Source organism: Furfurilactobacillus curtus, assembly GCF_054657915.1.
The window spans coordinates 1-26823 of the sequence record NZ_BAAHXU010000001.1 but is presented as its reverse complement, the minus strand read 5'-3'; the positions used below and the strand labels follow the sequence as shown (position 1 = coordinate 26823).

Below are 26823 nucleotides of genomic sequence, written 5' to 3'. Positions count from 1 at the left end.
ATCTAAAGTCCTGTAGCTGATTTTCAAGCTCATAAACTTTGACGGCTGGGTTAATCTTTGCTTTTGCTGGCATCCTGCTTCTTGGCAGCTAAGTCAATATCCTCATCACTCATGCCCATCATGCGTTCAAAAGTGTAATTAACTGCCTGAATAGTTTCAGCGAATTCTAAATCCCCAAGTTTTTCAATTTCTTGCTTGTTCAGGTTTAAAACGGTAGTCAAGAAGTCGATTGAGTCATGTAACATATCGCGTTGAACCTTAATAATTTCTACCGGTTCCATATCGGCAATATCATCAGCCTTGGCCATCATTAATTGCAGATCATACATCTTTTCCATGTTGCGATTGCTGGTTTTAACTTCGTGTACACGATTGCTAAGTTGACTAACTTTAATTTTCATTGGTAATACCATCCTTTTTATTTGATAAGGTCGCTGTGGTGAATCGGACACCACCAAGTTCACCAGAAAGCGACTTTTGAGCATAAAAAAATAGCGCACGTTCGTGAGCCATTAATCAGTTGTTACTATGAAATTGTGCCATCATTATGGAGCTGGAGTTTTAGTGGTACCCGCTGGAGTTGTAGTGGTACCAGATCCTGTTGAACTTTCCGGCAATACGTATCCGCCGAACACTTCTTTGTACATGTTGGCTTTATCAAACCCGCTATCAAGATCGCTATAAATCTTGTATGGCTGATTATTAAAGGCCATAGTAGACAGCGCTGTGTAAGTCAAAGTGTCATCTACACGTAGTTCTGCTGCCGCATCAGTCTGAATGTTAGCTGCGGTTTCGGTCATGATGCCATCGCCAAAGCCATAATAGAAAAAGTGTAAACGGTCAATGGTTTGAGTGGTAATAAGTAAGGCCACATGAGCCTTCAAATCCTCATCCGTATAGCCGCCCTTGCTATCACTGACAAAGCCTTTGATTTGCTGCTTGGTTTTGTAATCCAAGTTGTTAATATCCAAAGCTACTGATGGTTCTGAAGTACCAACGGTAACGTCTTGGACGTTGTTGTTGCCATAGATCTTAGTAATGGTGCCTGCTAAGCCTGTAATGTTGGCAGTTTTAGTACCTAAATCTTTGTGATCGACAGTATAGATACCGTCTGTGCCTAATCCTGCCCCAGTACCAGAAATTAACTTTTGTGATTCATCTACCAAAGCTAACTTGATTTGATATAAACCTACTGTTGCCATTTGAATTCCTCCTAAATATTCTTTGTTCTGCTGAAATAAAACGTGTTAAAAAGTTGCTGTGTGTCGGGGTCTAATGTGCGTTGTCTAACCGCGGCTACCTGCCAATGTTGATGAGTAAAAGCCTTCATCATGGCTATCTCAATGGTTTCGGGGTCAGAATCAAGCAGTTGTGAGTACCAAATCTGTACTTCTACTTCCTGATTTAATGCCCAGAAATCGTTGTCGCCATATGCAGTTGGATCATTTGCAGCATCAGTAATCAACACAACAGTTTTTTTAAGGCTGTCGACTAATTCTTGCGGCAGATTGTTGCCTTCAACCGCATCAATACTGGCAATCCCGGCTTGGCTAAGCATTGTTACCGCATCATCTACGGCGCTCATTCATCCCCACCACCATTCGCTTTGGCAATCATTGCCTGATATTTCTCAGCTTCAGCGGCAAATACAGCATCTTTGGCATCGTCACGGGCATTATCAACAAAATGGTCAGCACGAATATACTTGGTTCCATCATTCAAGAAGCCTGCAATGAATGCTTTATTACCAAAGCCAACCGTTGAACTTCCATTATGGTCACCGTCAATATCTCCCGCAGCACTACTGATGTCTTCGCTCAAATGCCCATACTTACCGCCGTCTCCCTTAGTATTTGGGTGTTTTTCTTTGGTGGTCTCTGCTAGTTTCTTAGCGTAAACATCAGCACCAGCCTTGGTAATCTTTTCTTGGTCGCTAATAGACAATTCGGCAGCCTTTGATACTTGCTTAAGCCATTGACCAAGTGCCTCATCCATATCCATGGTTATGCCCCCTTAGTTGTTTTGACCAGGGTTAGATAGTCATAACGAATAGCATCATTACTGTCGTCCGGGCTAATGTCTGAAATGTCATACACGATGCCATCTATTCTTGCCTGCTGTTGGCTTGCGTTACGTATATCGTGCCTGACAATAACTGTGATTGAATTATCCAAACGTGTTCCCACAAGCGTGTACTGCTGTGTGAGTGTTCGTTTCTGCTGTTTGAAGTGCAGGCTATAAGCCAGAACAAAGCTAGTGACATTGATGCCGGCACCAGTCTTGTGCGATTGTGGAGAACCGAAATCAACCTTGCGGCTGAAATCACTCGGTTTGAAATTAGTTGCCATCAGCATCACCACTGTATGAATTTTCCGGCTGATTGGCCTGCAAATGGAGTAACATCATCAGAACTCCTTGTGATAGTCCGTTTTCAAGAGCGCGGTCATAATATTGCTGTGTAACCATTGTCTTAATGGCAAGTTTTGCAATCGGATCGGATTCATCGAGAACTCCTACTGAGCTTGTTACTACACCCGTAGCACCAGCAACCAGATTTGTAATGGTTGTCTTTTCGGCATCATCAAGATTAAGTTCTGCCATTAGGTCAGTAACAATATCAGGTTGAAAGCTGTCATTATCAGCCATTACTTCATCTCCTTAATTGGCCGCCTGCCAGTCGATCAGCAAACTGTTTATTTCATAGGCGACCTTTTAAAATTATTTACCTGCGCTAGCTGCTGGGAAGTTTGCTTGCTGGTCAGCAATTGTGGAGAACGATCCAGCTACAAAGGCATCAGCATCAGTTGCTTTCACATCAAAGCGGTCAATGACACGCAGCTTAGTCTGATCATGCTCAAACGCACCAGCGCCAATGTTGGTGACAACCAAGCTCATCTGTTGACGGTCAAACAGTGTGGCAGCCTGAGAAAGATCGCCATAATACAACGGATAAACTGGTGCAGAAGCGGTGCCTGCACTTGGCAGCCAACGATCAGAGATGACAACCACCTGATGGCCACGAATGCTGTAAGGCATGTCAGGAACAACGTTGGCCTGAATAAGATACTGGCCCATGGCGTCCTTAACCTTTGCCAACTGTGCAAACCCGCTAACATTGGTCATCAAAACCGATGTGGACTGGATAGCCGGGTCAACGGCTGTGTAGATCATATCCAAAATGTCGTCAAACTTAGCAATTGTTGGCTTCTTAGGAGCGTTGTTCATTGCTGAAATGATGACACCGTTGCGCGTCACAACATCCTTACGAGAAACAAATTGTTCAATCCACGCTTGAATATTTTGATTGCTGTCATTAAGCAAAGTGTTCGGCATTGTAGAAATACCAGCATACCGATGAATTGTGTATTTGATTTGTGTCAGCTTGGGATCATCGTTGTCACCAATAAGCGCATCCTCATCATCAAGATTTGCCAGAGGTGTGATTGTTTCAAAAGGCTCATACACGCGTGACCCAGTAGGAGTAGAAACATTCTCAACCTGGACGTATTGTTCGAGTGACGCATATTGACGCTTGAGCTCGTTGATATTGGTCTGAATATCAGGTGGGATCGTCAGCCCTGCATTGGACGTATCACCGTCAGTGTTGCCGGAAGTTACCAAATCCGTAATCCGCTTCTTGCCCGTAGCCAGATCAACAAAATTGTGGACAAAGTCTTGGGCCTTAGTCGTTTTCTTAATGATGTTTACCTTTTTGTCCGTAATGTCAGCTGGCTTTTCTGCCTCCGCTTCAGCTTTAGCGTCATCCAACGATGACTTTGCAAAATCTCGAGCGGTTTTAGCAGCCTTCAAATCATCCATTACTTTATTAACGTCATCTTCCGTATAAGAAGACGGATCAGATGCCAAGGCAACCGCCATCTTTTGCGACTCGTCTTGTAAATCCGTTACCTTTTGTCCCGCTGAAATCCACGCGGTGTTTAAATCGTTTACACTAGCCATTATTTGGCCTCCTTATTTTTAATGCCTAACAACAAAGTCAGCTTAGGATTAATGGTTTTCTTTCCATCATCCTTAGGCTGGCTTTCAGTTGGCTGACTGTTTGCTTTTACCATTAATGATTTAACACGGTGAATCATGTCAGTTGTTAGTGGCAAAACGCTGTTTGTAACTGCTGGTGCTGTATCAAACATGATGTCATCGGCGAACCCTTTCTCAACAGCATCTTTGGCATTGATCCATGTCTCGTTAACCATCATGTTGTACACATCACTTGGACTCATACCGGTTTTTGCTACATAAACATCAACCAATGATTGGTCAATACTGTCTAACGATTGGCCTGCTGAATTTAATGCATCAACATTGCCGTTGGCTGACGTTGACGCCCTGTGAATCATCAGCTGAGCTGTTGGTGCCATCTCGACTCTGTCTCCTGCCAAAGCAACTACCGATGCTGCAGAAGCAGCAATCCCAACGATGTTAGTGACAATGCTGCCGGAATAGTTCTTAATGGCTGTTGCCATCTCGCTACCAGCAAATACATCACCGCCAGTGCTATTAATCTCCAAAACAACGTCCTGTCCGCTTGCCTGCGATAATGCATCAGACAAATCAGACGGGGTAACTGTCTGGTAACCAAACAATTGGTAAACATCAACATCATCTTCGCTTGAAATAGCGCCCTTAATTGGTACCGTTACTGCCATTCGTATCACCTCCTTTAAGGTTAGACTCCGCAGACATATATTTAGGTGCATCTTCTGGCAAGAAACCGACACGGCGAAGCAAAAAGTCGGATTGGTTTCCAGAAAGCGCGCCGTTTTTTACAGCACCCCCAATTGCTGCTAAATAGCTGCTCCGATCCTGATCAATGGCCGGCTGAATATCGATTTCAATAGCAGCCGAGAATTTCTCATTTAACTCACTGGCAATAGCCTGTGCATATCGGCTGAGACTATTCGCATACATGCCCTCAATCATCGATAAGGATGACTGCTGGTCACCTTGACCATTCAAGTAGCTGTCAGGAATGTTGTATACTTTCGCAATCTGCTTGCTTGTCCAATCTGTCGATGAGAGCAGCTTAGAGACATCAGAGTTTAGCTCCAATGGAGCATATGTTGTCAGCTCATCAAGCACGACTGGACCATTATTAGAAGTTGCTTGAGTCATGAATCCAGCCGACAATGCCTGCTTCTCTTTGAGGCTTAGCGCTGACCCATTCTTTGCAGTCAACGTCCCGTTTGAAGTAATAGCCTTTGAGAGCGCCGATATTGTCAACCCATTGGTGCTGTTTTTGATGTTCAGTTCGTTTTGCAGAGCTAACAGTGGCGAGCGGCCAACTTCTCCACCATTCCCAATGCCGAGTAGTCTAAGATGAATCATGTCTGACTGTGGCACATTGTTTATAAGAGAAATACTTGGTTCGTCAAAAGAAACGTTGTAAGTGAGTCCAGTACCATCGCTCAAAATAAATACAGATACCTGAGACGGGCGCAAATATTCAAGACGAACTGGCTGGCCGGTAAGCTGGTTGCGCCAAATATAGGCATAGGCATTCCCATCAAGCAGTAGCTGTGCCGTCATCGACTGCCAAAAGGCTTGCCGATTAGTGGTTGCTGACGGGTGATCAAGAATCGTTTGTGTTCGCGGCTGTCCTGCTTGCATATAACAGGTTGCCAAGTCAGCGGATAATTGATAGATCGTTGCATAAAGGTCTGAGTTAAGTAGAGCTTTCTGTGCGGATACATAAGCGGCTGGATCAACCATTAATCCAGTCATCATGTCGCCATCGGCTGATTCAAGCACGCTCTCATATTGGGGAGCAGCACGATTAGTTGCTTTGTTATTCAGAAATCCAAAAATCACCATCAGTCACCTCCTTTCTTGGCCTTGCTCATCACAATCGCTGTGGCTACCAATAGCATTCCCAAAATCACTTGCCCGACTAATAGGCTGACTGAGAATGCGGCATACACTAGAACACCAAATCCACATAAAAAAAGAACCGTCTCAATATTTGCAAGGAGAAACAGTCCTGCCACTTTCAGAGCTTTACTAAATTGTTCAACCAACGGGATCACCTCCAAACCCAAACTGGCCGTCTTCGATCATTTTTTTGAACTTCTTGGGCGTCATCAGTTCAACTTCTTTGGTGCGGTCATTCGCTATTCCATAATCCTCGAAGTGATACATGCCTTGATAAAGAGCGTCAATTAAGGCATCAACCACATCGATTTTCAACGTTGCTTTGGCCTTATCGACTTGAATCCCGACCTTGTCTTCATAAATTTGGGCATTAAGCAGTGCTTTTTCCATGATTTTGTCGTCCAATCTAGTGATTGATTTCTCAATAAACATCGTTTGCAAAAACTTAGTTGGGTCTTTCAGTTCACCTGTTCGTTGCTTGACCGGCAAAAGGTTCCAGCCAGAATTAAGCTCTAACTGTTTAACCATGCGTGTAGCACCCATTGCATCGTATCCAAAGCACATGACGTTCAACCGGTGCTTCTCAACAAAATCAATCAGCCATGTATACACCTGATCATCATTGATAATCCCTTGCAGATGGCTAGTGATTGTGCAAAAGCCTTCTTTTGCCAACTCTCGGTAGGCAATACCGTCTTGCTTTTCCTTGGCTTCAATTGATCCAGCTTTTTGCCAAGGAATAAACGAATGTTGAGCAATGTACCAGTGTTTTCCATCACTATCTTCATATGGAAAAACAAAAGCAAGCGCAGTGTTATCGCTGAACATCGAATAGTCAAATCCGATATAAACATCACGACCATCAATTTCGAAGCTAGGAATGATTGCGTGTTCAACGTCTGCTAGTTTCAAGTAACTATCTGATGATTCTTGAAGCCACATATTCAGATTCTTGTTCTGAAAATCTCCAATATTGTTTGAGAGCATGTCACTGTCACGTTTGTCCACCAAACCTTGCATTAACACTTCTCTTTGATCAGGAAAATCCAATAGTGGATTACTCTTAACCCAAGTTTCGGGCTTGAACGTCTCATTAAGACTGTCTTGTGCCCAAATAAGTCCTAAGTACGTATCAGCATCTCGTTTGTAATCCTGTTCCATGGCCTGCTGTATCATTTTCTGATCTTCATGAAACGGTACTCCGGGTTTAGGATAAGCTGTTGAAATCTGGATGAACTGGCGATTTTTCACTTTGACTTGTCCAGATATGATTTTTGATATCTTATCGCGGCTTTCGACTTCTCCGATTTCATCAAAAATAGCTGTCGTAAAATGATAGCTATCATATTGGCCCGATTCATGACTTATTGGGCGTAACACGTTATTGTTGTTACGCATAAGGATCTGGTCTGACTGGATACTATGGGTATCCAAGCCAACCTCAGCCGCAAGCGAACTAAAAGGCCCATTAGCAATGATCTTTTTCATCATTCCTTTGATGTACCCATATATTTTCCCGGTTTGCTTGTAATTAATCGATGCTACTAAGAAATCTTGGTTAGACAATCCCAGCGATTCAACTAAATATGAGTAACACGCAATGATTGACATCATGTACGTCTTGCCTTGACCACGTGCAACACTAACAATGGCACGACTAAACCGTTTACCACCATCTTGATTACGCCAGCCGATAAGTTGAGACAATATAAAAGCCTGCCAAGGCATAAGCTTGGTAGGCTCTCCGGTATCGACATCCGGGCAAATAGCAGCGAATTTTAAAATGTTGCTAACCTTGTTTAAGTCATAATTGAACGGGAAACTATGGTCACCTTCTAGCGAACGCTTTAGATCCTGTAGATGCCTGAATGCGGCAAGTTGAATTAGATATCCGGCTTGTTGATCACCACTAAGAACGCTTAATGCATAAGCTGTCCCCGGGTCCCTAAAGGTACTAATAACTTCTTCAAAATTTCCACGCTGATAAGCTCCAAGAACATCATGGGATTGTGTTAAGTCAACTCGGTTCACCTAACATCGCCTCCTAAGAACTTCTTCATCTCGGCGACTGCATCAGGCTTATTGTCAGGCGGCTTAATTGTTGCAAGATCTGCACGGCTCTTAGGTGACAGCCCTAGTTGAATGCCAATCGCAGTCATTTGCTTAGAAGCATCATTATATATGGCTGTGGCGGGATTGCGCTTATATCCCATGAAGTCTTTTCCAACAACGTCTCCCGCACTATTTTGAACGCTCCTGTATATGGCTTGCTGAACACCATCCTTTTTGATCGACTCGTAGGCTTCTCGGTAAATCTCATAGGCACTGCAGTAGTTTTCAACCAAATTAGCATCGATGCGTTCAATCACTGATTGTTGCTCTAAAACAGGTAGAACACGGCGCCACATTGCTTTAGCGATTCGACCTAAATAAGTTGGCGGTGTGGTCGGAAAATTGCCGTTGTGTTGGTCTTTATAAGCTTTTTTGACGATCTCACCCACCTCCTAACTTCGGGCTGACCCCCCCTAGGTAAAATTTTTGAAAATTTGATTTTGCCACAAGACGACAGCTGGTGTGCGCTCCCCGACTAGAGCCAGTAAGGGGGGGCGTCCAAAAAATTTAGCGTTTGTCATTCTCACTGCTGACGGTCAATCAGTTCAACTATCCGTTTTACGTCACGCAAACGTGGCGATCCCTTGAGCGTATTGGATTGACCGGTGCCATAGTACGTTTTCTCCCAAGCTGTCTTGGCTTGGTGGCAGGTCTTGCAGCACGTGACAAGGTTAGACGCATCACTCATGCCGTTAGCATCATCTTCGATTGGCACCACATGATCAACGATGTTCCCTTGTGTCAGTCTTCCACGTGCTTTGCAGTATTGGCATAGATAGTAATCACGATCAAGCACCAGTTGACGAAGGTGCTTCCATTGTTGTGTTTTGTAAAACTTGTACTGTTCACGCTTGCTGACTGAACGATTGCGTGTGATGTGGTTGTACTTCCAATAGTCACGTTTCTTTTCGTCCGCTGTGGTTTCCAATGACTTGTGCTGTGCGCAGTAGCGTGCCGGCCACTCTACAACATTGTGGCAACCAAGTGCACGGCAGCGATGTACTCTTGGCATGTGTTTTTCTTCTCTCAATAGTTTCTCAATGATTCGGTATTCGGCATCGTATAGGTTGCCGTATTCGGTGTTCCATACTCTAGACATCTGGGACACCTAGTATTTCAAAACGATAGCCATGGGCCGTATTTTGGTTTGCGTGATCTAGCTGTGTCCCTCTAACCGTTTGTGTTGCATGAATCTGATCACTATGGAATAGATCTCCCAGTTGCTCAATCACAATCTCGCTGTAGCCGTCCATGATGATCTCTCTAAGTTGACTCACCATATCTTTTAGATCGGCGAATGTTGTCCAGCCAAAATGCAGGTCAGGCAATGGGATGACTAAGTTGCGATCGCCCGATTTCTTCATGCCGTAATTGACCGGAATGATTTTGTCATTGAACGCTTCAGCCATTTCACTTATCGATAAGCCTTGTTTCGGCTTTACGCGAATATGAATGCTGTACTGCGGAACTGTGCCATTTTCGGTACTATGCTGCTCATACACTTTGTAGTCGCCTAACACCATCTCGAACTTATCAGGATCGTATCCACACAACTCCATCAAAGTTCGTGGGTCTTTATTTGGCTCATGCTTGAGTCTCATTAAGGCCGTGACCGTTTGGCTACCATCAGCATTAAGAGCGACTTTTCTGTCAGCGGACGGTGTCTCCCTATTTGTGCCATCTGAATCGTATTCATTAGGCATGGGTGATTGAAACTCAATCCCAAGCCGTCTTGCTTTGCCCTAAAGCGCATCATAGCTAATCCCGAGCTTGTCTGCCGTCTCTCGTCTTGTAAATCCTTCGGAGGCGAGCTTCCTAATGCTACTGATTTGTTCATCTGTCCATTGCATCTGCTCGCCTCCAGAAATTTAATCTTTGACGTATTTTAGCAGTAGTTCGTCAGGTCGCTTACCTTTCGATTGCAAACTAAAAGCGCCATGCTGTTTAGCACGACGCTTGTCTTGTTTGATTTAGAAAAGCGGTCAGCCTCAACCAACCGCTTGCTTATGTAATGCCACAATGAAGTGGCCATTTGAATTAGATTAACTGCGCATTGGGTGTTCCTGCACCCTTACTGGTTAAGTTTATTAAAGCGCACTTAATGCCGTGTGGTGGATTCGAACCACCATTGGATTACAACCAGTCACGGTACCTGTTGCTACATACATTTCGAGGGGGTTTCCATTGGCTACCTACCAATAGAACAATAACAATATAACACTGCAAAACAATCTATGTCTTCGTTCATAAGCCGCTAATACTTCGCTAATAGACCACTATTTTGCAGCTGTTCATAAATCGCGCCTTGTTTGTAACCTTCTGCAAATCTAAGTAGAGCACGATGTTTATAGTGGAAGTATTGGGTTGACTGGTAACCTAGTCTATCCATTGCTTCTAAGTCAGAGTATTCATTTGGATCAACATACAGATCAAACAGAATCTGTTTGCTTTTGTTATCACACAAGCTAATTGCCAATAAGATGTCACGTAGTTCATTCTCTGCGTCAATCTGCTTAACCATTCGGCTTTCTACACTGTTAGCAAAAGATGGTGCTTTCGGCTGTGCATCGAATACTGGCGACTTAAGTTCTGACATACGTTTGCCTGCTTGGCGCATTAATCGGCCACATCGGCTTAGTTCCTTCTTAGCTTCGTTAATCACCGCATCCTCATTCATCTATCCGCCATCCTTTGCTATAATAAGTTGTCGAGTTAAATAGTTTAAGATGGCCATGTCCGTAAGGATGTGGCTTTTTTCATGTGGCTTTATTTTATTTTGTGGGTAAATACCCTAAAGCTTAATTTGCTGTCGAGTAAACAAAGTAATCTCTTTATTTACTCGGCTCAAATGCGACTCTGTGACAAACGTCTACCACGTTCGACTAGTTCCGCACGTTGTTCATCGGTTAGCACCCTTGTTTTATGTTCACGAGGTTTGGTGATGTACCAGCCTTTCTTCAGCTCACCTTCAATGCTCATGATCTGGCCATCGTCATACTTCGTTACGGCTAGGTTATCCAATAATGGACTGTATTTGTTAAAGTCCAACGTTCGGCATGAGTAAATATGCCAGCGTTTAGTTTCACCATCGATAGATAAGATAGTTTCTTGTTCTTCTAGGCTCAAATGCTGTTTCATTGATTCACCTCATCTGCCATCGTTAATTCATGGATCACTTGATTCTTTTCAGCCGTGCTCAATTCGTCAATTGCTGAAACTAGATAATACTGTTCATCGCTTGTGTGGCCTGCACTCATTCTCATGAACTTGTGACTGGCCCATAAAATGGTTCGCCATATATCGTTATCGTGATCCTGTAACCCATCTGCTAAGAAGTTAAAGTAGGCTTTACGACAACGTTCGTGCTCGATTGGTGTTAATACCTTTCTGCTAGTCAATAGTTAGTCGCCTCTTTCCAGTTGTAAAACACATCGTTTCTGACAATTGGCTTTGGTGTCTTAGCCTTGCCAGTTAGATTAAGTTGCTTCGTCACTCCGATACAGGCAGCCTTGAAGTCGTGACGTCTAACTACGACTGCCTCAACTGGCACTCCTGTGTGCATTGCGAATAACCGAAACGTCAGCTTGTTACCGTTATCGATGCCGTATGGACCAAATGAGTTCTTAACGTCGTACACGTGTAGAATGTGCATGAAGTCATCGTAGATAACGAAGTCGGGCGTGTATCGAATGCTGTTGATTGATGCGCCTTGGCTAATCAGCTTCTTCTCAGCAAGTACGAAATGTGGATGCACTGATACGTGATCAGGATTGACTTGCTTAAGAATGAACCGCTCGTAGAAGTCCAGCTCTTTTTGGCTGTCAAACTTCTGTCCCCACTTTTCAATCTTGGTTCCACGCTTGTTCAGCGCTGTTGGCGAGTTCAATGCATTGGCCTCCCTCCGCCGTTGTGAACATCCCAGATGGTCATGATTGCTAGTACGGCAATTACGATGCCCATTGTAATGTAATAGCCTGTTCCCATCAGATAACTCCTAACGCCCACACTAGTAGTGACTTAATATGCTGCCACACTGTAGGCTTTTTCTTGTGTTCTAAATGCGCTGCCCAGCCATTCGTCGGGAATCCATCATGTTTGTGGATGTCGCGATGGCTTAGTGGCGTTGGCAATATAACTTTCTTAGTTTGCATATTGAGCCGCCTCGTAGTCTTCTAGCCGCGTCATGTAAGTCTCGGCTTTGCGTAGATCAACCATGCCGTTCTTTTGGCGATACCTAGTTAGGTACTTGATGATGTTGCCGATCATGAAGCCCCTAAACTCATCAGCACTCATCTGATCAGCGAAAGAGTCGATCAAATCACGACCGTTTTTGTTTTGGTAATAGTCTGGCTTAATCATTCTTAATGTCCTCGAACCTAGCTTTATTTATTAAGTTAGCAAGCACCCATGGGGCGTAAAAATCGTAGCCGTCTTCTGGATCTTCGCTTTCGAAGAACTTAATCATCCAGTCGTAATCTTTCTGTGACACAATTACCGACATTCGTCCTAAAAACAATGTATCCTGCCTGCGCTAGTGCCACCCTGATGCTATCTTGTGTGGCTTTCTCCTTACCTTTAATCGTCATACGGAAGCACGTCCCATAATTTTAGATGCATATCATTCGGTAATTTTTGTTTATTATTCATTGCTACCTGCCTCCGCGATCTCAATCGTCATTTGGATAATTCAAGTCACTGACCTCAACTGGCCTATATGCTTTTTTAAATACATCGTCATTAACAACCTCGTGCGCTCCATTAAGATCTGTCTCAATCCAGTCGCCATAATTGATATTCGCGTAACCACCGTGTACTTTCATCATGTATACGCCACGTGGAACTAAATCATCGTCCATCACTTGCTCAATGGAACTAACTTCTGTTTGAATGCGAATGTGATACTTACGTGCCACTGTCAATGAATCAAATTTCTCCATCTCAACCAGCGTCGTTTTTGCGTACATCATTGTTCATCACCACTTACGTGCCAGTCACCAAGCCGCAGCATTTCTGCTATTGCCTGATCAACTCGCACACCTTTCACTTGATATTTTTTCATGAATGTTTCAATGCCAATCCTGTGTTGCTCCATGTGATGACCACGACACAGTGGCATGACGTACCGACCAATGTGGCTCATTATGCGGCGGTTGTTACCCATCCCCACAGACTGAATATGAGCAATGTCCGCATGCTGCCGACAAATAGCACATTGGCGATATTTTAGCCCGTAGTAACTCAATGCATAATCACCTTGTTGTAAATTTATCATTTCAACATTCCTCCATTAGTCCACCATAAACGCGCTAAGACCGAACATTTCTTTACCTGGACTGTCTAAATTTGTTTCTGTGATGTCATAACAATGATCTTTATCTGCATTAGTAACTTTTCTAATAAAATCAATTGCTTTTTCCTTTGTAGAAAAAATGCCTGCAATTCCATAATCCACCATGTCATATGAACTATCATCATAATCAACAACATATAATTTCATCGTTTATCCTCCAACAGCTTCAATTCGTCTCGCACGATTGAAACGGCTTCTTCGCCTGAGCGTGCCACGCCGTAAATAACATTTTTATCTCGTAAACCGTTCGTCGCTTGTTCATATTGCTTGTGAATGTCGTGATGACTCATTGGCGTTGGCAATATAACTTTATTAGTGCGTCCGCTTCTGTTGTTCATAAGATTTAAGTGTCTCCTGTTCTCTAATCCCTAGCGCTAGCAAATGGCCTAGAGCCACTTCGTAATTGGCGAATTTGTTATCAACCTTGTACTTTACCAGTCGATCAGCTAACCAATCAGAGACTGGATAAGCCCGATTATGGATCTCATGTAGTCCACGCTTTTTGTTATCCATATTGTCATGCTCACACTCCTTTCATCTGCCGATGATCAAATTTCAATCGGACTGATCATTTGCCCGAATTGTGCAAGAACCTTGTTCCACCTTTTAATAATTTGATTCGATGACCTAAGCTCTCCTTGGGTAAAATGATCAGCCAAATCTTCAAATCTTTGACCTGATGGATGCGACTCAAACAGTGCCTGTTCTAACGCAAACTGTTCAAACTCAATTTGTCGTTGTTTGCATTGATCAGCCGCAACTTGATTCTTGCCATCTAACAGTTTTGCTTTCTTGGCATAATCTGCTGCACTATCTAAGTACATTGCAACTGCCAACGTGTAAGTTAGATGTAGTTTGACCATCACGTCGTTAAATTCAGTTAATGTCATGAGTCAAACCTTTCTGTCATCTTCTGAGTGTTCTTAACAAACTTAATCTTGGCTGTTCGCAATTGACCTTCACGATTCTTTTGAACATCGAAGATTAGGTTGTCGACTGCTTGCGGAGTTGCATGCTCGCGATATAGGAATGCTACTGCGTTACTGTCCTGCTCAATTGAGCCTGATTCACGTAGATCCGATAGACGTGGTGTGCCATTATCACGAGATTCAATACCACGGCTTAACTGACTGAGTAAGATAATCGGAATATTTAATTGGTTCGTCATTAACTTCAATTGACGTGTGACACCTTCAACTTGCAGACGGCGCTCTTTCTCATTTGGATTAGTAACTAATTGCAAGTAATCAATGATGGCAAGGTACTTGCCTGTTTGTGCACTCGCCGCTCGCTCTGTGATTTTGCTGGCGATACTCTGGATGTCACTAAACTGGTCGTAAAATACCAAGTCCCACTTATCCACCATCTTGATCCCGGCCTCTAGGTTGAAACGATCGGTTCCTTTGATCATCTGATGTGGATTAGAAAACTTCTGTAAGGGAATCGCTGTCAGATTTGCCATGATTCGGTTATGGTTCTCTTTGTTAGGCATTTCTAACGAGAAGAAATCTATGGTTAAATCTGGATCTTTTCTGAAGGCTTTGATAACGAGGTTGGCACAGAAGGCTGATTTACCAACCGCTGGCCGTGCACCAATCGTCAACAACTCACCACCAACTAACCCACGACCCGTTAGATTATCGATGAAGTTAAACGTGTGAATACCATCGGTCGTTTCCTCATCAAGCCGCTTTTCAAGTTGCTTACCAAGATCCGTCATTGTCTCAACAGGGATTTCGTCTGGCTGGTTCATTTTTTCTAAAAGTTTCTGCATCTCTTTAGTGATTGATGTTCTCGGTGTTTCCGCATATTGCCTAGATAATTCCTGTAATGACCGTTCTAGGTATGCTCGCTTCACAGCTCTTAGATAACCTTTAAATTCAAACTTGAGTTGTTCAGAATTACTGAGTTGTTTCCAAAAATCATCAGGAACTGGATGACCATTTCGCTCGTCAAATTCTCGTCGTAGCTGAATAAATCCTTTAAATTCCCCGTTACGCTCATTGATAAATTTAACGAGTGCTCGCAAATCTGGGTTCGTAAACCACTCAGGCTTAACCACATTCACGCGAATCAATGATGGTTGATCTACTAACGCGTTAACTACGTTAAATTCAATGTCTGTTCCGCTGTACATATTGCTCTATATCCTCTCTAGTGATAGGAACGTCAGGATCAGATTCAAATTGATTGATAACTGACTCAACATCCCAACCACTCATTTCCAATGCTTCTTGAATGGCATCATCTTTAGTTGATTCAACTGTCGATGTACTACTTGGTTTAGCAATTCGTTCATCCGGCTCATTTAAGTAGTTCTCAAAATGCGTTGGTGCAAACAAAGTTGATGGTCTTAGATACTGATTCATCTTTGGATCGTTCTTCCATTGCGCAGCTTTCTTATTAACTACTTTCGCTAAATCAGATTTCGAATAGCCATCGTTCAATCTGGCACAGATCAATTTCCGATTCGTTTCAACGTTTCTAAAATGCTTTCCAGTTTGTCTATTGAAAAATTCCATGAACTTTCCGAAGTCGACAATAGGTTCTTTATATTCTTTAAGTTCTTGTTTATGGGGCGACACCTGGGGCGTTACATGGGGCGACACTTGTTCTTTTTCTGACTTAAAAGCTTGATAATCCGCGTAGTTATTGACTTTAAGCCTTGTCCCATTTTTGACCGAACTTGAACGAGAAATCATATCGTCTTGTTCAAGTAATTCCAGAAATCTTCTAGCAACTTTTCTGTCAACACCCCAGCGTTCTGACAGTTTCACGATTGATGTGACTTTTTCACCAGTGCCAACTTCTACCAAGTGACCTTTTACAAAAGCCTTTTTTGGCTTGTGATTAACCATCAGCAGAATGTCGAGCCACCATTTTAGGTATCGCTCGTTTCCTTCCTCCCATAGCCAATTGGAGCGGATGGAGCGATACACCTTGATCCAACCTTCATCCGCCATTTGCTACCTCCTAGAATGGCAGGCCGTCATCTGAAACATCGATTGAATCAACGCCGTTGCTTGCAAACGGATCAGAAGCACTAGACTTAGTAGATGACTGTCCATCTTCCTTTTTCCACTGATGCTGAACTTGAGGAAACTCAGTTTCTGAAAAGTCCCAAGGTGCAGCACGATTGACGTTAGTCGTGTTCCCTTTATAGGTATTCTCTTCGTTCTTAAGTGATACGCGGACAGGTTTGTGATAAAGAAAGTTGATGAAGTCGTCTGGAAAATCAAAGTCCTTACCATCCGGAAATCCAGCAGCTTTTAGAATGATTGGTAGGTGTTCGGTGTCATATTCATTTGTCTTCTTGCGCTTCCAGTTATCCAAGAAAACGTGTCGGTTGTGATATTGACCGTTTGTTTCAGTTAAATTAGGTGCTTTATCTAAGTCATTACGAACAATCAAATCCAATTGCAGCGATTCAGCGCCACTTTTAGTTGCACGTTCTTCAACTTTGTTAATAACCATCTCGTAGTCGCCAGCTGGTAAGGCATCATAATCCCCACCCTTTGGCAGACTGTCATAATCCATGTGCATTTTTGCCATTATTTAGTTGCTCCTTTTTCAGGTGTTTTTGCTGTAGTTTTAGGTGATTCTTTAGATTCAGATTTTTTGACTGGATCGCTGCCAAATTTGTACAAGTCTTCGATGGCTGTTGCCGTACGACTGTCTAGTCGATTCTTCGCGAAGACAGCATCGCTTCCCTCCAGAATCACACCACGTTCTCCGGTTTTCGGGTTTACAATCATCCGGCCTACTACATCAGCTAGTCCTAAAAGTCCATCACGGACGCTGTCACGAATTTCTGGTGCGTACTGGTTAAACTGCTGACCAGTTTCAGTAGTGATTTCAATCTGTCGTTCCCATGCTGTCGTTACAATATTGATGTTTGGAATCATATAGAGTGTGGTCATAATGCGTGCGAAGTAATTGGTCCACTGGGAGTAGTCTTGGATTTCATTTGAAATACCGTTCTTACTACCTCGCCCTTTTTCAACAAACCAATCCTTTTCAAAACTGGATATATTGTCGATAACTAAGTTGTCATAATCCTTACTAATCTGATTGACCGTCTTCACAAATTCAGTAATATCCTTTTCTGGATTTGATCGATCGAATTGATATATATCTACATCCTGCCCCGCTAAAACACGGTCTGAATTATCCAAACTTAAAACTAGAGTTTTACCTTTTAGATATTTCACCGAGCTAGTCTTACCGATGCCTGGCTTGCCATAGATAATGACCTTCCAATTCTTGTTTCGTTGAATATTCTTGCCATTTACAATTGCCATATCTTTCTCCTAACTGATCCTGATAGATTCACCTTGCTCAAGGTGCGCACCTTTGACGTCTGCACCATTCTTTAAGGCATCTTTTAGCACTGCTCGCTTAAGCTCGTGTACTTCCTTGATTTCGAAATACTTATCTGGTACCTGTGCCTCATCATCGATCTTCAAGCGCACCGGATTCTTCTGGATTCGAACGTTTCCTCGAACACTTTCAATCTTCTTCACGTCAGCGAGGTTCATCGAATTAAGCAAGAACTGCTTCATGTGGTCCTGATTGACCTTGATCTGCTTGCGCTTAGCTTGCAGCCGTTTAATTTCCTTGTCGTACATATTCAGCGAAGCATCAGATTGCTTCAGTACCACAGCGTAATTAGCCGCCTTATCCTCAATTGCACCGCTGATGGAATCTAATGTGTCCTGTATCAATTGAGGGTCATCCGTGCTTTCCAGCAGACTTAACACTTGCTGGTACTGAGTATCTAGCTCATATAACGTTTCCATTAAGCAGCATCCCCTTCGTTGATGATGATTGCGCCTAGATCGTTGAGCATATCGAGTGGTGTCTCATAGCCTGCATCCTGGAATAACATGTCAAGTAACTCACCGGCATATACACCTGTCAGCTGTCCTAACAGTAAGCTGCTGTTGTGCTTCTTAAGTTGAGCGAGTAACTTGCCTGCGTCTTCCGCCTTGAATAGGTATTCCACACCGTTAAGCGTTAGTGAGCGAACCTCATCGCAGGTAAACAGTTCGTTGCCTTGGAAATCTCGATCAAACAGAATACGATCGTCAACTGGATCAGCTACCATGTGATTTTCGAGGTCTCGTGGATTAGTCATTAGCAGCCTCCTTAAGGTCCTTGAGGTAGTTATTGATGTCGTCGTAGATGTTCGTTGCCATAAGCATCTGACCAGCTTTGTGTTCATCTAGGCTTCGTGTTGCGAGTGGCTGCTTACGCAATGGTTCAATTCGATTATCTAGTAGAGTGATAAAATGCTCTGTTGTTTCAATTTGTGCTTGGGTTACGTAGTGGTTCACTTCTTCAAGATCCATTTGCGTTTATCTCCTTTTCTGTATACAATCTGGTTAATTAATATTTTCTTCATCGGTCGATCAGAGCTGCCACTCTGGTTGACCTTTTTTCGTGGCTGCATGGATTGCAGACCTGCTAGTGCTAATCTGTCAGCTAACGTTCAACCACCGCCTTTCATGTGGGATAATGCTTATGAGGTGAATACATATGATTACTATTGTTATTTCGTTAATTGGTCTGGCGATTTCGGCCTTTACAGCCCTATCCCAATATCGAGTTGCTCATCGTTCTTTAACCGCTACTGTTGTTTGGAATTACTATGCTGGAGATATGATTTACATGTCTGTTTTGGTTCAAAATCCTTCGTCTCTGCCTGCGTCCATTACTTCTGTAGCCTTGGATAATCAAAAAGGAAATGGAAAAAGTTACAGTTGGGAGCACCAAGTGCTTGGTCAAGGCAATAAATGGGTGTACTCTACTTCACTCCCAACTAGCGTTTTGCCGTTTCAAGCAACACAAGTGTTTTTAGCAATCAAATTGAATAAGTGGTCGAAGAATATCTATGAGCTTCCAGTCACACTGACAATTGATTCGACGGCACAAGTATTAAAGCAAGAGGTCAACTTAACTGATACAGAGCAATCATCAGACCAGTTAACGAAAATCCTATCGAAACAATTGTCAGAATAAATATTTTCATTTGTTCAGGATTTGCTTTTAACCAATTCCAATACTCTTTCATCTTCATCCCCTAATTCCAGCCAATCGCTTGGCCTTTTCATTATCCGAACACCTTACTTAGTAGCCACATCCCCGCCTGACTTACCTTCTCAACGGCTACGTCAGCGTGATTGCCAATGCCTAGCCAAATTAGTAATGGGATGAGGATAAGCGCCATAAGGATGTCGTAGTTCATCGCTGATGCTTTGATTGCTGTTAATATTTGTGTCACGATTTACGCCTCCAATAAACGTCATGAAGCCACCGTGGAAACTCTGGATTGCGCCAGAAGTAACCTTTGCCGTCTCGCTTAACGAGTCCCAATCGAACCACCTCAGGGTCGTGTGCAAACTTCTTAATGATCGTCTGCCGATCCGTCCAACTGGTCAGCTCCATAACCTGTTCTGTTGTGTACCAAGGTCGCAATAACGGAATACCCTGACTAAGAGCCGCTAATCTCTTCGTCACTTCCGACTGCACCTTGGCTTCAATAAATTCATCTACCGAATTTGCCATGATCTTGTCCTATGCTGTTTGTTCTGATTCAATGAGCGGCAAGATACCTTCGTTCTTCAACGTTTCATAGATGAAAATGCGTCCTGCCTGAGTCCAGTACGTGTTCATGTGCGAGGTGTCCTCGTCATCAACGAACGTCTGGCTTTGTGTATAGCCTTTTGTTGCATACTTCTGATACAGCAGCCACGTCTTACTCTGCTTGTACTGCACACCAAGTCGATGTAGTTCCTTGTTCATCTTGGCGCCACTCCAGCCGTAGTCCTTGGCAACCTTCGTGATGGACAGTAACGACTTATTACGAAGAATCAGATCATAGTAAGTTGCCTTTGGTTGAAGTTCATTGACCTTCTGCTCAGCGATCAAGCGGCCTTCACGTTCAGTCTTAAGTTGTGTTGCCAACTTGATAATGTTGTCAGGATTAGTTAGCAAGTCTTCAATCGTTGCTGGTGTCATATAGGCGCCGTGCTTGCGAATCGTCGGTAAAACCTCACCTGTGACCCAACGTTTAAAAAGCTTAGCCGATTCAAGGTGGCTACCGAAAATTAATGAGTAGACACCTGACTCTGAAATGATTGTCATATTTTGAGTTCCGCCAAGGGGGCCCTGAATTGGGGCGTCCTTTTTATCTTCGTTATCAACGTGGCTACTAATAGCATTTCTCGATTTTGCATACCCCAGAATGTCAGCTACGTCTTTACCGACAAAATATGGTTCATCATCAACTATTACTGTTCTTACTTGATTACCTTGAAAAACAAAATTCTGTAATTCTTCCATTTATCACGCCTCCGTTTAATCTCTTTAAGAGATATTACTCTTCAAAAAAAAGAGTTCCAACTGGAATCTCGAAATATTCAGATAAGATGAGCATTTCATAGTCATTAAATGGATATTTTCCATTTTCTTTGAGCTCATACTGTCTTCTACTTAATCCTATTAGCGCTCCTACAAAAGCAGTTGTTAGTCGTTGTGCGTTCCTAGCACCTCTTAGCTTGTTCTTTGGTAAAAGATATTTTACACGTAGATCTTCTTTTGATACTCCAATAGACATATGTTTCACTTCCTTTCAACATCAATAGTATCTCATTAAGAGATACATAAGTCAACTATTAAATCTCAAAAAGAGATTTTTTTGTTTAAAATTCTATCTCTTCTAGAGATTATGTGATATAATTATCACATAAAGGAGGCGCTATTATGGAAAATATACTTGGACCATCTATTAAAAGAATAAGAAAAGAAAAACACCTTACACAAAAAGATCTAGGAAAGATGACGGGATTTAGTCAAAATACAGTATCGCAACATGAGAGTGGAAGCCGTGTTATTGACGAAAAAGCTATACTAAAATACTCTCAAGCGCTTGGTGTAACTCCACAAGAACTTTTTAACTCATATCTAGTAAAAGAAAGTTTAGAAAAGGATCGTTTTATTAAAGATCCTTCTCAAACAAATATCGATAATACTGTTGATATACTAAAAAAGTTAGAAGAACCTCGTCAGCAAAACGTCTACAACTACGCTGACAATCAGTTGAAAGAACAAAATGGTAAAGTCGTTAACTTGCCACTCGTTGGTAAGTCAGCCGCTAACCCTACTGAATTGACTTATGGCGATGTAGAAATCGAACATGATGACTTCACCGACGTACCGCACGGGGCAGATACAGCCATTCGTATACAAGGCGATTCGATGGAGCCACTTATTCACGATGGTCAAATTATCTTTTACCATCAGCAAGAAGAAGTTGAGAATGGTGAAATTGCTATCGTTGAAATTGATGGAGACGGTGTTACTTGTAAGCAAATTTGCTACGACTACACTTCCGATGAAGTCATCTTACGATCAATTAACAAAAAATACGAACCACGTCGTGTTAAAGATGACCAGGTACGTATTATAGGCAGAGTTATATTATAGGAGCTTATTGCTCCTATACTTATGCGTTAAAAAGAACACACGTTCTACATATTTATCGGTATTATACTTACATAAGACCAGATACGGAAGTCATTAAAAGCTGGATAAACTTTGGAGGCTAATCATGAAAAAATTAGTTAGTTTAGGGATTGTCACTCTAGCCACCCTATCATTGGCAGCGTGCGGAAATAATAATTCAACAAATAAAGATAGTTATTCGTCCAAAGCACGCTCTGAAAGTGTTGCTAAGGCCAAGTGGGAATCAAAAGCTAAAAAAGCATCTTTAGCCAAAGCTAAATCTGAGTCCAAGGCTAAGGCGGCTAGCGAGTCTCAAGCTAAGGCGGCATCCGAAAGTAAAGCAAAAGCAGATAGTGAATCCGCAGCTGCAGCTAGTTCTAGTTCAGCCGCTGCGGCATCCTCAGCGGCTGTTGCATCGTCTCAAGCAACGCAACAATCAGCAGCGGCAAGCTCAAGCGCTGTGGCGGCCAGTGCGACTGTAGCATCATCTCAAGCGGCAGCTGCTAGTCAGGTGCAACAACAAACTACTCAAACTCAAGGTGAAATCAATCGGGAACGTGGCTATGATCCTAACGGCAATCCAGTAATGCCAGGACAAGATCACGCTGCCGGCACTAATCCTGACGGAACTACAGATTCTTGGGTATCGGGTCAAGAACAGTGGGCTAAACAGAACGGCTATGCAAACCAAGACGGGACGCCGACTGCAAAGGGCCAAGCTGCAATTGACGAAACGATGCAAAACGCCTATTGATGAGGTACGTCCAAACACTGATGACATTAAAAGCCGGGAAAAATAAAAAGCCCCAATCCGCTTGAGCGAATCAGAGGCTGCAGCTTAACCAAAATAATTATATTAATGGAGGAAAATCATGAAGAATGTTAAATGTGTACTTTGCGGTAGCAATAAGCTTGGATTTTATCGTTTGCACGTACAAGACGGGGTTATCTGCCACTCATGTTTAAAAGGAACCCCAATCGGCGAATATGGGGCTTCCTTAATTGAACATAAGCGAAGCCTTGCGGCCTTTTGGGGATCTCGCAATACGTCTAAGGATTTTCGAGAACTGACCGATGTTGGAAAACCGGTTGACCTGTCAGCCTATAAGAAAAATGCAAAAAACGAGGATAGAGCTAAATATCAGACCATAAAGCAAGAATTTATTCAGCATGATAGTGCCAAATTTGAAAATGTTTATTTCGATGACAATCTCAAACGGATATTGATTGATACAACGCTTTTCAACAAGAACTATACCGTAAAAGACTACAGCACAATTGTTGGCTATCACCCAACCGAAACGGGACATTCAGATCAAAAAAAGAAGCACGGAATAACGAGGACTCTTGCTGGCGGCGCACTTCTTGGTCCGGTTGGTGCTATCGCTGGCGCAGTGAGCAGCCGAAGCAAGCAATACGATGTGATTGACAGAATATCAGTAACGATAGCATTCAGCGACGGTAGCTCTCACGAAATTAAAATTCTATCCGGGCCAATAAAGCCTGGATTGGCCACTAATATGTCCGAAAAAGAACTAGCCTCACTTACTGCAAAATTAGATGGCATAATGTCAAGTGAACAAGCAACTCACCATTCTCAAGCTATGCAAGTAGCAAGCGGAGCAGACGAAATCATCAAATACAAAAAGCTTTTAGACGAGGGCATTATTAATGAACAAGAATTCGACGCAAAGAAGAAACAACTGTTAGGACTTTAAAATATATAAAACAGCACATCCCCTCCCGCCAGGAAGTAGATGTGCAAACATACATATAAGGAGTCTACTATGGAACCACAAATTAATACCGTGTATATAACCGGAAAAGATGATAAAATTCCAACTCTCGCAATTAGGAAACCTAAAACAGGAGAGTTTACCATTTACGTCCACGTCCAGTATATTTACTTCAACTTGACTCCGTTTGTTGTAAATATCAGTGTAACTGATCAGAATGACAAAATGATTTTGCAACCGTCTGGTAACACATTCGATTTTTCGAATGTTAAAACTGATGGTCATGAAACTGGTATCAGCGAGGTTTCTTTCTATATTGTCATACAAGCAGCGGAGGTTGCTGATTCTAATCGTCTAACGGCTCATGTAAAAATTGGTGATGAAGAATATAATGTATCTGTATTCTTGACCGGAGGTTCTAACAATGGCTAAGATTGCGAAAGCTGAACAAGGTAACGTTGTTTCAGGAGATTTTGGCAACTCAAACGGAGGTGGAACCATGGATAACAGATACGTAACACACGAAGAATTAGATCATGCAATAGACAAAGTGTCAGATAAAATTGATCTATTAAGTGCTCATATTGATACTAAATTTGAGAAGCAAAAGAATTGGTTCTATGGAACTGGTATCAGTATAGTTGTTGCTGTCATCGCCGTGTTAACTTACATTTTGAAATAAAAAAAGAGCACATCCCCTCCCGCCAAGAAGTTGGATGTGCTAAGCAAGCAACGCAATAACTGCGCCCTTTTCATATACAAATATACATGAAAGAAGGTGATACCACAATGCCTCCCCTAGTCCGCTAACTAGGGATAAAAGATTCTACCGAATCTGTGTGATCGACCTATCTACTTACAAACAAGGAGATAATCACACATGGCAAAACCAATTAAACAGCCTAACGGACGATGGCAAATTCGTCCACGTTTCAAGAGCCCAGTAACGGGTGAATGGGAAACTAAGCAACGCACGTTTAAAACAAAAGCAGAAGCGTCAGCATGGGCTAGTCATATCATCGCAGACGCCGACATGGGTATGACCAGTAAGACAGTTTCACTGGCCGATTACTCACAGCACTGGCTCAACCTGTACAAGAAGCCATTCGTAGAAGCATGGACGATTAAGCGAATTCAGGTTGACCTTAACCATGCGATGAAATTCTTCACACCGGAACGCCCTATCGACCAGATCAATAAGGCTAGTTATCAGATGTGGTTAAACACCGAAGCGGAGCACTTATCACATGAGACTGTAAAGACAATGCACACTAGTATGAAGGCTATGATGGAAAGCGCCATTGATGAAGGTATCATTGCACGAAACCCGTGCGTTGGTGCCCGTTTTGCAGGCGTTGCTCCACATGAAAAAACGCCTAAAGCTAAGGCGTTGTCGGTCAAAGCTTACAAACATCTGTTGCACGAGATTGTGCAGTCAGAAGACTGCGTGTCTAAGTACGCTTGCATCTTGCTAGCATTCACAGGAATGCGTGTCGGTGAGCTGCTAGGTCTCCAGTGGTCGAAACTTAGCACAAATGACCACACCATTTTAATCGATGGCCAGTGGGACTATAAGACGGGCCGTGGCCGCATCCACCTAAAGGATCACACAAAGCCCAGGACCATTACTGTGGAACAAACAGTGTTCCAATATCTGGCCGATTACTGGCGATGGCAGCAACATGACAATAACATCTTGCAGATGAACCAATATGTTTTTATTGGATTCGATGGTAAGCCCGTGTCCCCCACTGCGATCAATAAGTTCCTCAAAAACGCCTGCTTACGTGCTAACGTTCCCAGAATCACTACGCACTCATGGCGTCGTACTCAAGCAACGATGATGAAATTAGCTAAGCTAGATGACAAGTTTATTGCTGGATTTCTTGGCCACTCAGTTGAGACCTTGCAGAAATACTATGTAATTGAAACTGATGACCTTAAAGAACAAAATACTGAACTCCGTCAGAACTTTCTAACTAATCAAGGCATCATCTAAACCGGTAAGAGACGCTCACGAAAAGCTCACGAGACACACGAAAAGCTCACGAAATTCGTGAGCTTTAGTCATATGCTGAACAACGTATAAACGCTGTTATATAGCTATTCACCAAGGTTAACCACATATTAACCGAGGTGCAAAAAGTGCCGCCGGTGGGGGTCGAACCCACACTCCCGGTAAAGGGAACTGGATTTTGAGTCCAGCGCGTCTGCCAATTCCGCCACAGCGGCATACTATTAATGGGGCTACACGCCTTTCGACGCGAAAGGTGGTAACCGGATTTGAACCGGTGATGAAGGTTTTGCAGACCTCTGCCTTACCACTTGGCTATACCACCATAATGGAGCAAATCCAAACTGGGATAGCTGGATTCGAACCAGCGCATGACGGAGTCAAAGTCCGTTGCCTTACCACTTGGCTATATCCCAATAAAAGGGCGGTATGTGAGAATCGAACTCACGCGTGCTGGATCCACAAACCAGTGTGTTAACCACTTCACCAATACCGCCATAATATGTAGCAAGCAGGGATAGCAGGAATCGAACCCGCACCGGCGGTTTTGGAGACCGACGTTCTACCGTTAAACTATATCCCTATAATGGCGGAAGTTGGATTCGAACCAACGAACCTTTCGGGGCGGTTTTACAGACCGCTGCGTTTAGCCACTTCGCTATTCCGCCAGACAATAAAATGGCGCGGGACGGAATCGAACCGCCGACACATGGAGCTTCAATCCATTGCTCTACCGACTGAGCTACCGAGCCATACCGTTTTTTTTTCGGTATTTAATTCTTAAATAACGGTCCCAACGAGACTCGAACTCGTGATCTCCTGCGTGACAGGCAGGCGTCCTAACCAACTGGACCATGGGACCATCATTAAATGGAAGATACAGGGCTCGAACCTGTGACCCTCTGCTTGTAAGGCAGACGCTCTCCCAACTGAGCTAATCTTCCAAAATATTAAAGTGACCCCTACGGGATTCGAACCCATGTTACCGCCGTGAAAGGGCGGTGTCTTAAACCACTTGACCAAGGGGTCATAAAACGGAGAGTAAGGGATTCGAACCCTTGAAGCAGGCTGTTACCCGCTTACACCATTTCCAGTGGTGCTCCTTCGGCCAACTCGGACAACTCTCCATTTTTTTAAATTAACTCCGGCAGGCGGGCTCGAACCGTCGACAACCTGATTAACAGTCAGGTGCTCTACCAACTGAGCTATGCCGGAAT

Annotated in this window: 42 protein-coding genes, 12 tRNA genes and 1 pseudogene; 7 read left to right on the top strand and 48 right to left on the bottom strand. The window is 43.2% G+C overall.

From position 1 onward, the window contains the following. Positions 1-50: 50 nt before the first annotated feature. The 32 genes and pseudogenes from ACYQ0Y_RS00275 to ACYQ0Y_RS00120 form a co-directional block, all read right to left on the bottom strand. A complete protein-coding gene (locus ACYQ0Y_RS00275) occupies positions 51-401 on the bottom strand; it encodes a phage tail tube assembly chaperone (RefSeq protein ID WP_407881953.1) in 351 nt (116 codons plus the stop codon). Positions 402-545: 144 nt separating this feature from the next. After that, positions 546-1202, bottom strand: coding sequence for a phage tail protein (locus tag ACYQ0Y_RS00270; protein WP_407881951.1), 657 nt, complete (start codon positions 1200-1202; stop codon positions 546-548). 11 nt (positions 1203-1213) lie between these two features. Next, positions 1214-1585 (bottom strand): DUF806 family protein, encoded by a 372-nt coding sequence (locus tag ACYQ0Y_RS00265; protein WP_407881949.1) that lies wholly within the window; start codon positions 1583-1585, stop codon positions 1214-1216. Next, positions 1582-2001 carry an HK97-gp10 family putative phage morphogenesis protein gene (locus tag ACYQ0Y_RS00260; protein ID WP_407881948.1) on the bottom strand — a complete coding sequence of 140 codons (420 nt, stop codon included), beginning with the start codon at positions 1999-2001 and terminating at the stop codon, positions 1582-1584. The genes ACYQ0Y_RS00265 and ACYQ0Y_RS00260 overlap by 4 nt, the downstream gene beginning before the upstream one ends. A 2-nt stretch (positions 2002-2003) precedes the next feature. After that, on the bottom strand, positions 2004-2348 hold the full coding sequence (locus ACYQ0Y_RS00255) for a phage head closure protein (RefSeq protein ID WP_407881947.1): 345 nt from the start codon (positions 2346-2348) through the stop codon (positions 2004-2006). Beyond that, positions 2338-2646: a head-tail connector protein gene (locus tag ACYQ0Y_RS00250; RefSeq protein ID WP_407881946.1), complete on the bottom strand. Its 309-nt coding sequence runs from the start codon at positions 2644-2646 to the stop codon at positions 2338-2340. The genes ACYQ0Y_RS00255 and ACYQ0Y_RS00250 overlap by 11 nt, the downstream gene beginning before the upstream one ends. Before the next feature lie 72 nt (positions 2647-2718). Beyond that, the gene (locus ACYQ0Y_RS00245) at positions 2719-3960 is read right to left on the bottom strand and encodes a phage major capsid protein (RefSeq protein WP_407881945.1); all 1242 of its coding nucleotides are present in this window, start codon (positions 3958-3960) and stop codon (positions 2719-2721) included. Further along, entirely contained in the window at positions 3960-4667 is a 708-nt protein-coding gene (locus tag ACYQ0Y_RS00240; RefSeq protein ID WP_407881943.1) for a head maturation protease, ClpP-related, read from the bottom strand. The genes ACYQ0Y_RS00245 and ACYQ0Y_RS00240 overlap by 1 nt, the downstream gene beginning before the upstream one ends. Then, the gene (locus ACYQ0Y_RS00235) at positions 4645-5832 is read right to left on the bottom strand and encodes a phage portal protein (protein ID WP_407881941.1); all 1188 of its coding nucleotides are present in this window, start codon (positions 5830-5832) and stop codon (positions 4645-4647) included. The genes ACYQ0Y_RS00240 and ACYQ0Y_RS00235 overlap by 23 nt, the downstream gene beginning before the upstream one ends. Next, the gene (locus ACYQ0Y_RS00230) at positions 5832-6044 is read right to left on the bottom strand and encodes a hypothetical protein (RefSeq protein ID WP_407882564.1); all 213 of its coding nucleotides are present in this window, start codon (positions 6042-6044) and stop codon (positions 5832-5834) included. Before ACYQ0Y_RS00230 ends, ACYQ0Y_RS00235 begins: the two co-directional genes overlap by 1 nt. Continuing rightward, entirely contained in the window at positions 6028-7920 is a 1893-nt protein-coding gene (locus ACYQ0Y_RS00225) for a terminase large subunit (protein WP_407881940.1), read from the bottom strand. The genes ACYQ0Y_RS00230 and ACYQ0Y_RS00225 overlap by 17 nt, the downstream gene beginning before the upstream one ends. Beyond that, positions 7917-8390, bottom strand: coding sequence for a phage terminase small subunit P27 family (locus ACYQ0Y_RS00220; RefSeq protein WP_407881939.1), 474 nt, complete (start codon positions 8388-8390; stop codon positions 7917-7919). The genes ACYQ0Y_RS00225 and ACYQ0Y_RS00220 overlap by 4 nt, the downstream gene beginning before the upstream one ends. A gap of 134 nt (positions 8391-8524) precedes the next feature. After that, positions 8525-9100, bottom strand: coding sequence for an HNH endonuclease (locus ACYQ0Y_RS00215; RefSeq protein WP_407881938.1), 576 nt, complete (start codon positions 9098-9100; stop codon positions 8525-8527). 574 nt (positions 9101-9674) lie between these two features. Then, positions 9675-9851 (bottom strand): annotated as a pseudogene (locus ACYQ0Y_RS00210) (GcrA family cell cycle regulator); the annotation flags it as partial. Positions 9852-10255: 404 nt separating this feature from the next. After that, the gene (locus tag ACYQ0Y_RS00205) at positions 10256-10678 is read right to left on the bottom strand and encodes an ArpU family phage packaging/lysis transcriptional regulator (RefSeq protein WP_407881937.1); all 423 of its coding nucleotides are present in this window, start codon (positions 10676-10678) and stop codon (positions 10256-10258) included. Between the two features lie 167 nt (positions 10679-10845). Beyond that, complete coding sequence (locus ACYQ0Y_RS00200; protein ID WP_407881936.1) at positions 10846-11139, bottom strand: hypothetical protein; 294 nt, start codon at positions 11137-11139, stop codon at positions 10846-10848. Then, positions 11136-11399 carry a hypothetical protein gene (locus ACYQ0Y_RS00195; RefSeq protein WP_407881934.1) on the bottom strand — a complete coding sequence of 88 codons (264 nt, stop codon included), beginning with the start codon at positions 11397-11399 and terminating at the stop codon, positions 11136-11138. Before ACYQ0Y_RS00195 ends, ACYQ0Y_RS00200 begins: the two co-directional genes overlap by 4 nt. Further along, positions 11396-11887 carry a DUF1064 domain-containing protein gene (locus tag ACYQ0Y_RS00190; protein ID WP_407881932.1) on the bottom strand — a complete coding sequence of 164 codons (492 nt, stop codon included), beginning with the start codon at positions 11885-11887 and terminating at the stop codon, positions 11396-11398. Before ACYQ0Y_RS00190 ends, ACYQ0Y_RS00195 begins: the two co-directional genes overlap by 4 nt. 254 nt (positions 11888-12141) lie before the next feature. Then, positions 12142-12360: a DUF3310 domain-containing protein gene (locus ACYQ0Y_RS00185; protein ID WP_407881931.1), complete on the bottom strand. Its 219-nt coding sequence runs from the start codon at positions 12358-12360 to the stop codon at positions 12142-12144. Between the two features lie 308 nt (positions 12361-12668). Then, positions 12669-12968: a hypothetical protein gene (locus tag ACYQ0Y_RS00180; protein ID WP_407881929.1), complete on the bottom strand. Its 300-nt coding sequence runs from the start codon at positions 12966-12968 to the stop codon at positions 12669-12671. Next, entirely contained in the window at positions 12965-13273 is a 309-nt protein-coding gene (locus ACYQ0Y_RS00175) for a putative HNHc nuclease (RefSeq protein ID WP_407881928.1), read from the bottom strand. The genes ACYQ0Y_RS00180 and ACYQ0Y_RS00175 overlap by 4 nt, the downstream gene beginning before the upstream one ends. 15 nt (positions 13274-13288) lie before the next feature. Beyond that, positions 13289-13498: a DUF7336 domain-containing protein gene (locus ACYQ0Y_RS00170; RefSeq protein WP_407881926.1), complete on the bottom strand. Its 210-nt coding sequence runs from the start codon at positions 13496-13498 to the stop codon at positions 13289-13291. Beyond that, positions 13495-13689: a hypothetical protein gene (locus ACYQ0Y_RS00165; protein ID WP_407881924.1), complete on the bottom strand. Its 195-nt coding sequence runs from the start codon at positions 13687-13689 to the stop codon at positions 13495-13497. Before ACYQ0Y_RS00165 ends, ACYQ0Y_RS00170 begins: the two co-directional genes overlap by 4 nt. Further along, positions 13664-13864 (bottom strand): hypothetical protein, encoded by a 201-nt coding sequence (locus ACYQ0Y_RS00160; RefSeq protein ID WP_407881922.1) that lies wholly within the window; start codon positions 13862-13864, stop codon positions 13664-13666. Before ACYQ0Y_RS00160 ends, ACYQ0Y_RS00165 begins: the two co-directional genes overlap by 26 nt. Positions 13865-13899: 35 nt before the next feature. Continuing rightward, complete coding sequence (locus ACYQ0Y_RS00155) at positions 13900-14241, bottom strand: hypothetical protein (RefSeq protein ID WP_407881921.1); 342 nt, start codon at positions 14239-14241, stop codon at positions 13900-13902. Beyond that, positions 14238-15488, bottom strand: coding sequence for a DnaB-like helicase C-terminal domain-containing protein (locus tag ACYQ0Y_RS00150; RefSeq protein WP_407881919.1), 1251 nt, complete (start codon positions 15486-15488; stop codon positions 14238-14240). The genes ACYQ0Y_RS00155 and ACYQ0Y_RS00150 overlap by 4 nt, the downstream gene beginning before the upstream one ends. Next, complete coding sequence (locus tag ACYQ0Y_RS00145) at positions 15466-16314, bottom strand: conserved phage C-terminal domain-containing protein (RefSeq protein ID WP_407881917.1); 849 nt, start codon at positions 16312-16314, stop codon at positions 15466-15468. The genes ACYQ0Y_RS00150 and ACYQ0Y_RS00145 overlap by 23 nt, the downstream gene beginning before the upstream one ends. A gap of 10 nt (positions 16315-16324) precedes the next feature. Further along, entirely contained in the window at positions 16325-16903 is a 579-nt protein-coding gene (locus ACYQ0Y_RS00140) for a DUF669 domain-containing protein (protein ID WP_407881916.1), read from the bottom strand. After that, entirely contained in the window at positions 16903-17652 is a 750-nt protein-coding gene (locus tag ACYQ0Y_RS00135; RefSeq protein ID WP_407881914.1) for an AAA family ATPase, read from the bottom strand. Before ACYQ0Y_RS00135 ends, ACYQ0Y_RS00140 begins: the two co-directional genes overlap by 1 nt. Before the next feature lie 9 nt (positions 17653-17661). Continuing rightward, entirely contained in the window at positions 17662-18150 is a 489-nt protein-coding gene (locus ACYQ0Y_RS00130; protein WP_407881913.1) for a siphovirus Gp157 family protein, read from the bottom strand. Continuing rightward, positions 18150-18488 carry a hypothetical protein gene (locus tag ACYQ0Y_RS00125; RefSeq protein ID WP_407881912.1) on the bottom strand — a complete coding sequence of 113 codons (339 nt, stop codon included), beginning with the start codon at positions 18486-18488 and terminating at the stop codon, positions 18150-18152. Before ACYQ0Y_RS00125 ends, ACYQ0Y_RS00130 begins: the two co-directional genes overlap by 1 nt. Beyond that, positions 18481-18702 (bottom strand): hypothetical protein, encoded by a 222-nt coding sequence (locus ACYQ0Y_RS00120; RefSeq protein ID WP_407881911.1) that lies wholly within the window; start codon positions 18700-18702, stop codon positions 18481-18483. Before ACYQ0Y_RS00120 ends, ACYQ0Y_RS00125 begins: the two co-directional genes overlap by 8 nt. Before the next feature lie 187 nt (positions 18703-18889). On the opposite strand from ACYQ0Y_RS00120, the gene ACYQ0Y_RS00115 reads away from it, so the two are divergent. Continuing rightward, the gene (locus ACYQ0Y_RS00115; protein ID WP_407881909.1) at positions 18890-19372 is read left to right on the top strand and encodes a hypothetical protein; all 483 of its coding nucleotides are present in this window, start codon (positions 18890-18892) and stop codon (positions 19370-19372) included. Positions 19373-19463: 91 nt separating this feature from the next. Here the strand turns inward: ACYQ0Y_RS00115 and ACYQ0Y_RS00110 are convergent, their stop codons facing one another. Genes ACYQ0Y_RS00110 through ACYQ0Y_RS00095 form a run of 4 tightly spaced genes read right to left on the bottom strand, consistent with a single transcriptional unit; the run spans position 19464 to position 20969 of the window. Continuing rightward, positions 19464-19634 carry a hypothetical protein gene (locus ACYQ0Y_RS00110; protein WP_407881908.1) on the bottom strand — a complete coding sequence of 57 codons (171 nt, stop codon included), beginning with the start codon at positions 19632-19634 and terminating at the stop codon, positions 19464-19466. Further along, positions 19631-19918, bottom strand: a complete 288-nt coding sequence (locus ACYQ0Y_RS00105; RefSeq protein ID WP_407881907.1) for a hypothetical protein — start codon at positions 19916-19918, stop codon at positions 19631-19633. The genes ACYQ0Y_RS00110 and ACYQ0Y_RS00105 overlap by 4 nt, the downstream gene beginning before the upstream one ends. A 9-nt stretch (positions 19919-19927) precedes the next feature. Further along, positions 19928-20695: a phage antirepressor gene (locus ACYQ0Y_RS00100; protein WP_407881905.1), complete on the bottom strand. Its 768-nt coding sequence runs from the start codon at positions 20693-20695 to the stop codon at positions 19928-19930. Positions 20696-20729: 34 nt separating this feature from the next. After that, entirely contained in the window at positions 20730-20969 is a 240-nt protein-coding gene (locus tag ACYQ0Y_RS00095) for a helix-turn-helix transcriptional regulator (protein WP_407881904.1), read from the bottom strand. Between the two features lie 146 nt (positions 20970-21115). Between ACYQ0Y_RS00095 and ACYQ0Y_RS00090 the strand changes: the two genes are divergently transcribed. The 6 genes from ACYQ0Y_RS00090 (at position 21116) to ACYQ0Y_RS00065 (ending at position 25591) form a co-directional block, all read left to right on the top strand. Beyond that, a complete protein-coding gene (locus ACYQ0Y_RS00090) occupies positions 21116-21838 on the top strand; it encodes a helix-turn-helix domain-containing protein (RefSeq protein WP_407881902.1) in 723 nt (240 codons plus the stop codon). A 124-nt stretch (positions 21839-21962) separates the two neighbouring features. Next, the gene (locus tag ACYQ0Y_RS00085; RefSeq protein WP_407881900.1) at positions 21963-22610 is read left to right on the top strand and encodes a hypothetical protein; all 648 of its coding nucleotides are present in this window, start codon (positions 21963-21965) and stop codon (positions 22608-22610) included. 118 nt (positions 22611-22728) lie between these two features. Beyond that, positions 22729-23574 carry an SHOCT domain-containing protein gene (locus ACYQ0Y_RS00080; protein ID WP_407881898.1) on the top strand — a complete coding sequence of 282 codons (846 nt, stop codon included), beginning with the start codon at positions 22729-22731 and terminating at the stop codon, positions 23572-23574. 69 nt (positions 23575-23643) lie between these two features. Then, positions 23644-24024: a hypothetical protein gene (locus tag ACYQ0Y_RS00075; RefSeq protein ID WP_407881896.1), complete on the top strand. Its 381-nt coding sequence runs from the start codon at positions 23644-23646 to the stop codon at positions 24022-24024. After that, positions 24017-24274, top strand: coding sequence for a hypothetical protein (locus ACYQ0Y_RS00070; RefSeq protein WP_407881895.1), 258 nt, complete (start codon positions 24017-24019; stop codon positions 24272-24274). The genes ACYQ0Y_RS00075 and ACYQ0Y_RS00070 overlap by 8 nt, the downstream gene beginning before the upstream one ends. A 198-nt stretch (positions 24275-24472) precedes the next feature. Beyond that, the gene (locus tag ACYQ0Y_RS00065) at positions 24473-25591 is read left to right on the top strand and encodes a tyrosine-type recombinase/integrase (protein ID WP_407881893.1); all 1119 of its coding nucleotides are present in this window, start codon (positions 24473-24475) and stop codon (positions 25589-25591) included. Positions 25592-25738: 147 nt separating this feature from the next. On the opposite strand, the gene ACYQ0Y_RS00060 is transcribed toward ACYQ0Y_RS00065, so the two are convergent. From ACYQ0Y_RS00060 to ACYQ0Y_RS00005, 12 genes are all read right to left on the bottom strand, one after another. Continuing rightward, positions 25739-25824 (bottom strand) — tRNA-Leu (locus ACYQ0Y_RS00060). A 36-nt stretch (positions 25825-25860) separates the two neighbouring features. Continuing rightward, positions 25861-25931: transfer RNA gene (locus tag ACYQ0Y_RS00055), tRNA-Cys, on the bottom strand. Between the two features lie 19 nt (positions 25932-25950). Then, positions 25951-26022, bottom strand: a tRNA-Gln gene (locus ACYQ0Y_RS00050). A 7-nt stretch (positions 26023-26029) separates the two neighbouring features. Next, a tRNA-His gene (locus ACYQ0Y_RS00045) sits at positions 26030-26102 on the bottom strand. A 16-nt stretch (positions 26103-26118) separates the two neighbouring features. Then, positions 26119-26189 (bottom strand) — tRNA-Trp (locus ACYQ0Y_RS00040). A gap of 4 nt (positions 26190-26193) precedes the next feature. Next, positions 26194-26274 (bottom strand) — tRNA-Tyr (locus ACYQ0Y_RS00035). Between the two features lie 11 nt (positions 26275-26285). Further along, positions 26286-26358 (bottom strand) — tRNA-Phe (locus tag ACYQ0Y_RS00030). 36 nt (positions 26359-26394) lie between these two features. After that, positions 26395-26468 (bottom strand) — tRNA-Asp (locus tag ACYQ0Y_RS00025). A gap of 9 nt (positions 26469-26477) precedes the next feature. After that, a tRNA-Val gene (locus ACYQ0Y_RS00020) sits at positions 26478-26550 on the bottom strand. A gap of 12 nt (positions 26551-26562) precedes the next feature. Further along, positions 26563-26635: transfer RNA gene (locus ACYQ0Y_RS00015), tRNA-Glu, on the bottom strand. Between the two features lie 6 nt (positions 26636-26641). Continuing rightward, positions 26642-26733, bottom strand: a tRNA-Ser gene (locus ACYQ0Y_RS00010). Positions 26734-26748: 15 nt separating this feature from the next. Continuing rightward, positions 26749-26821: transfer RNA gene (locus ACYQ0Y_RS00005), tRNA-Asn, on the bottom strand. Positions 26822-26823 lie beyond the last annotated feature (2 nt).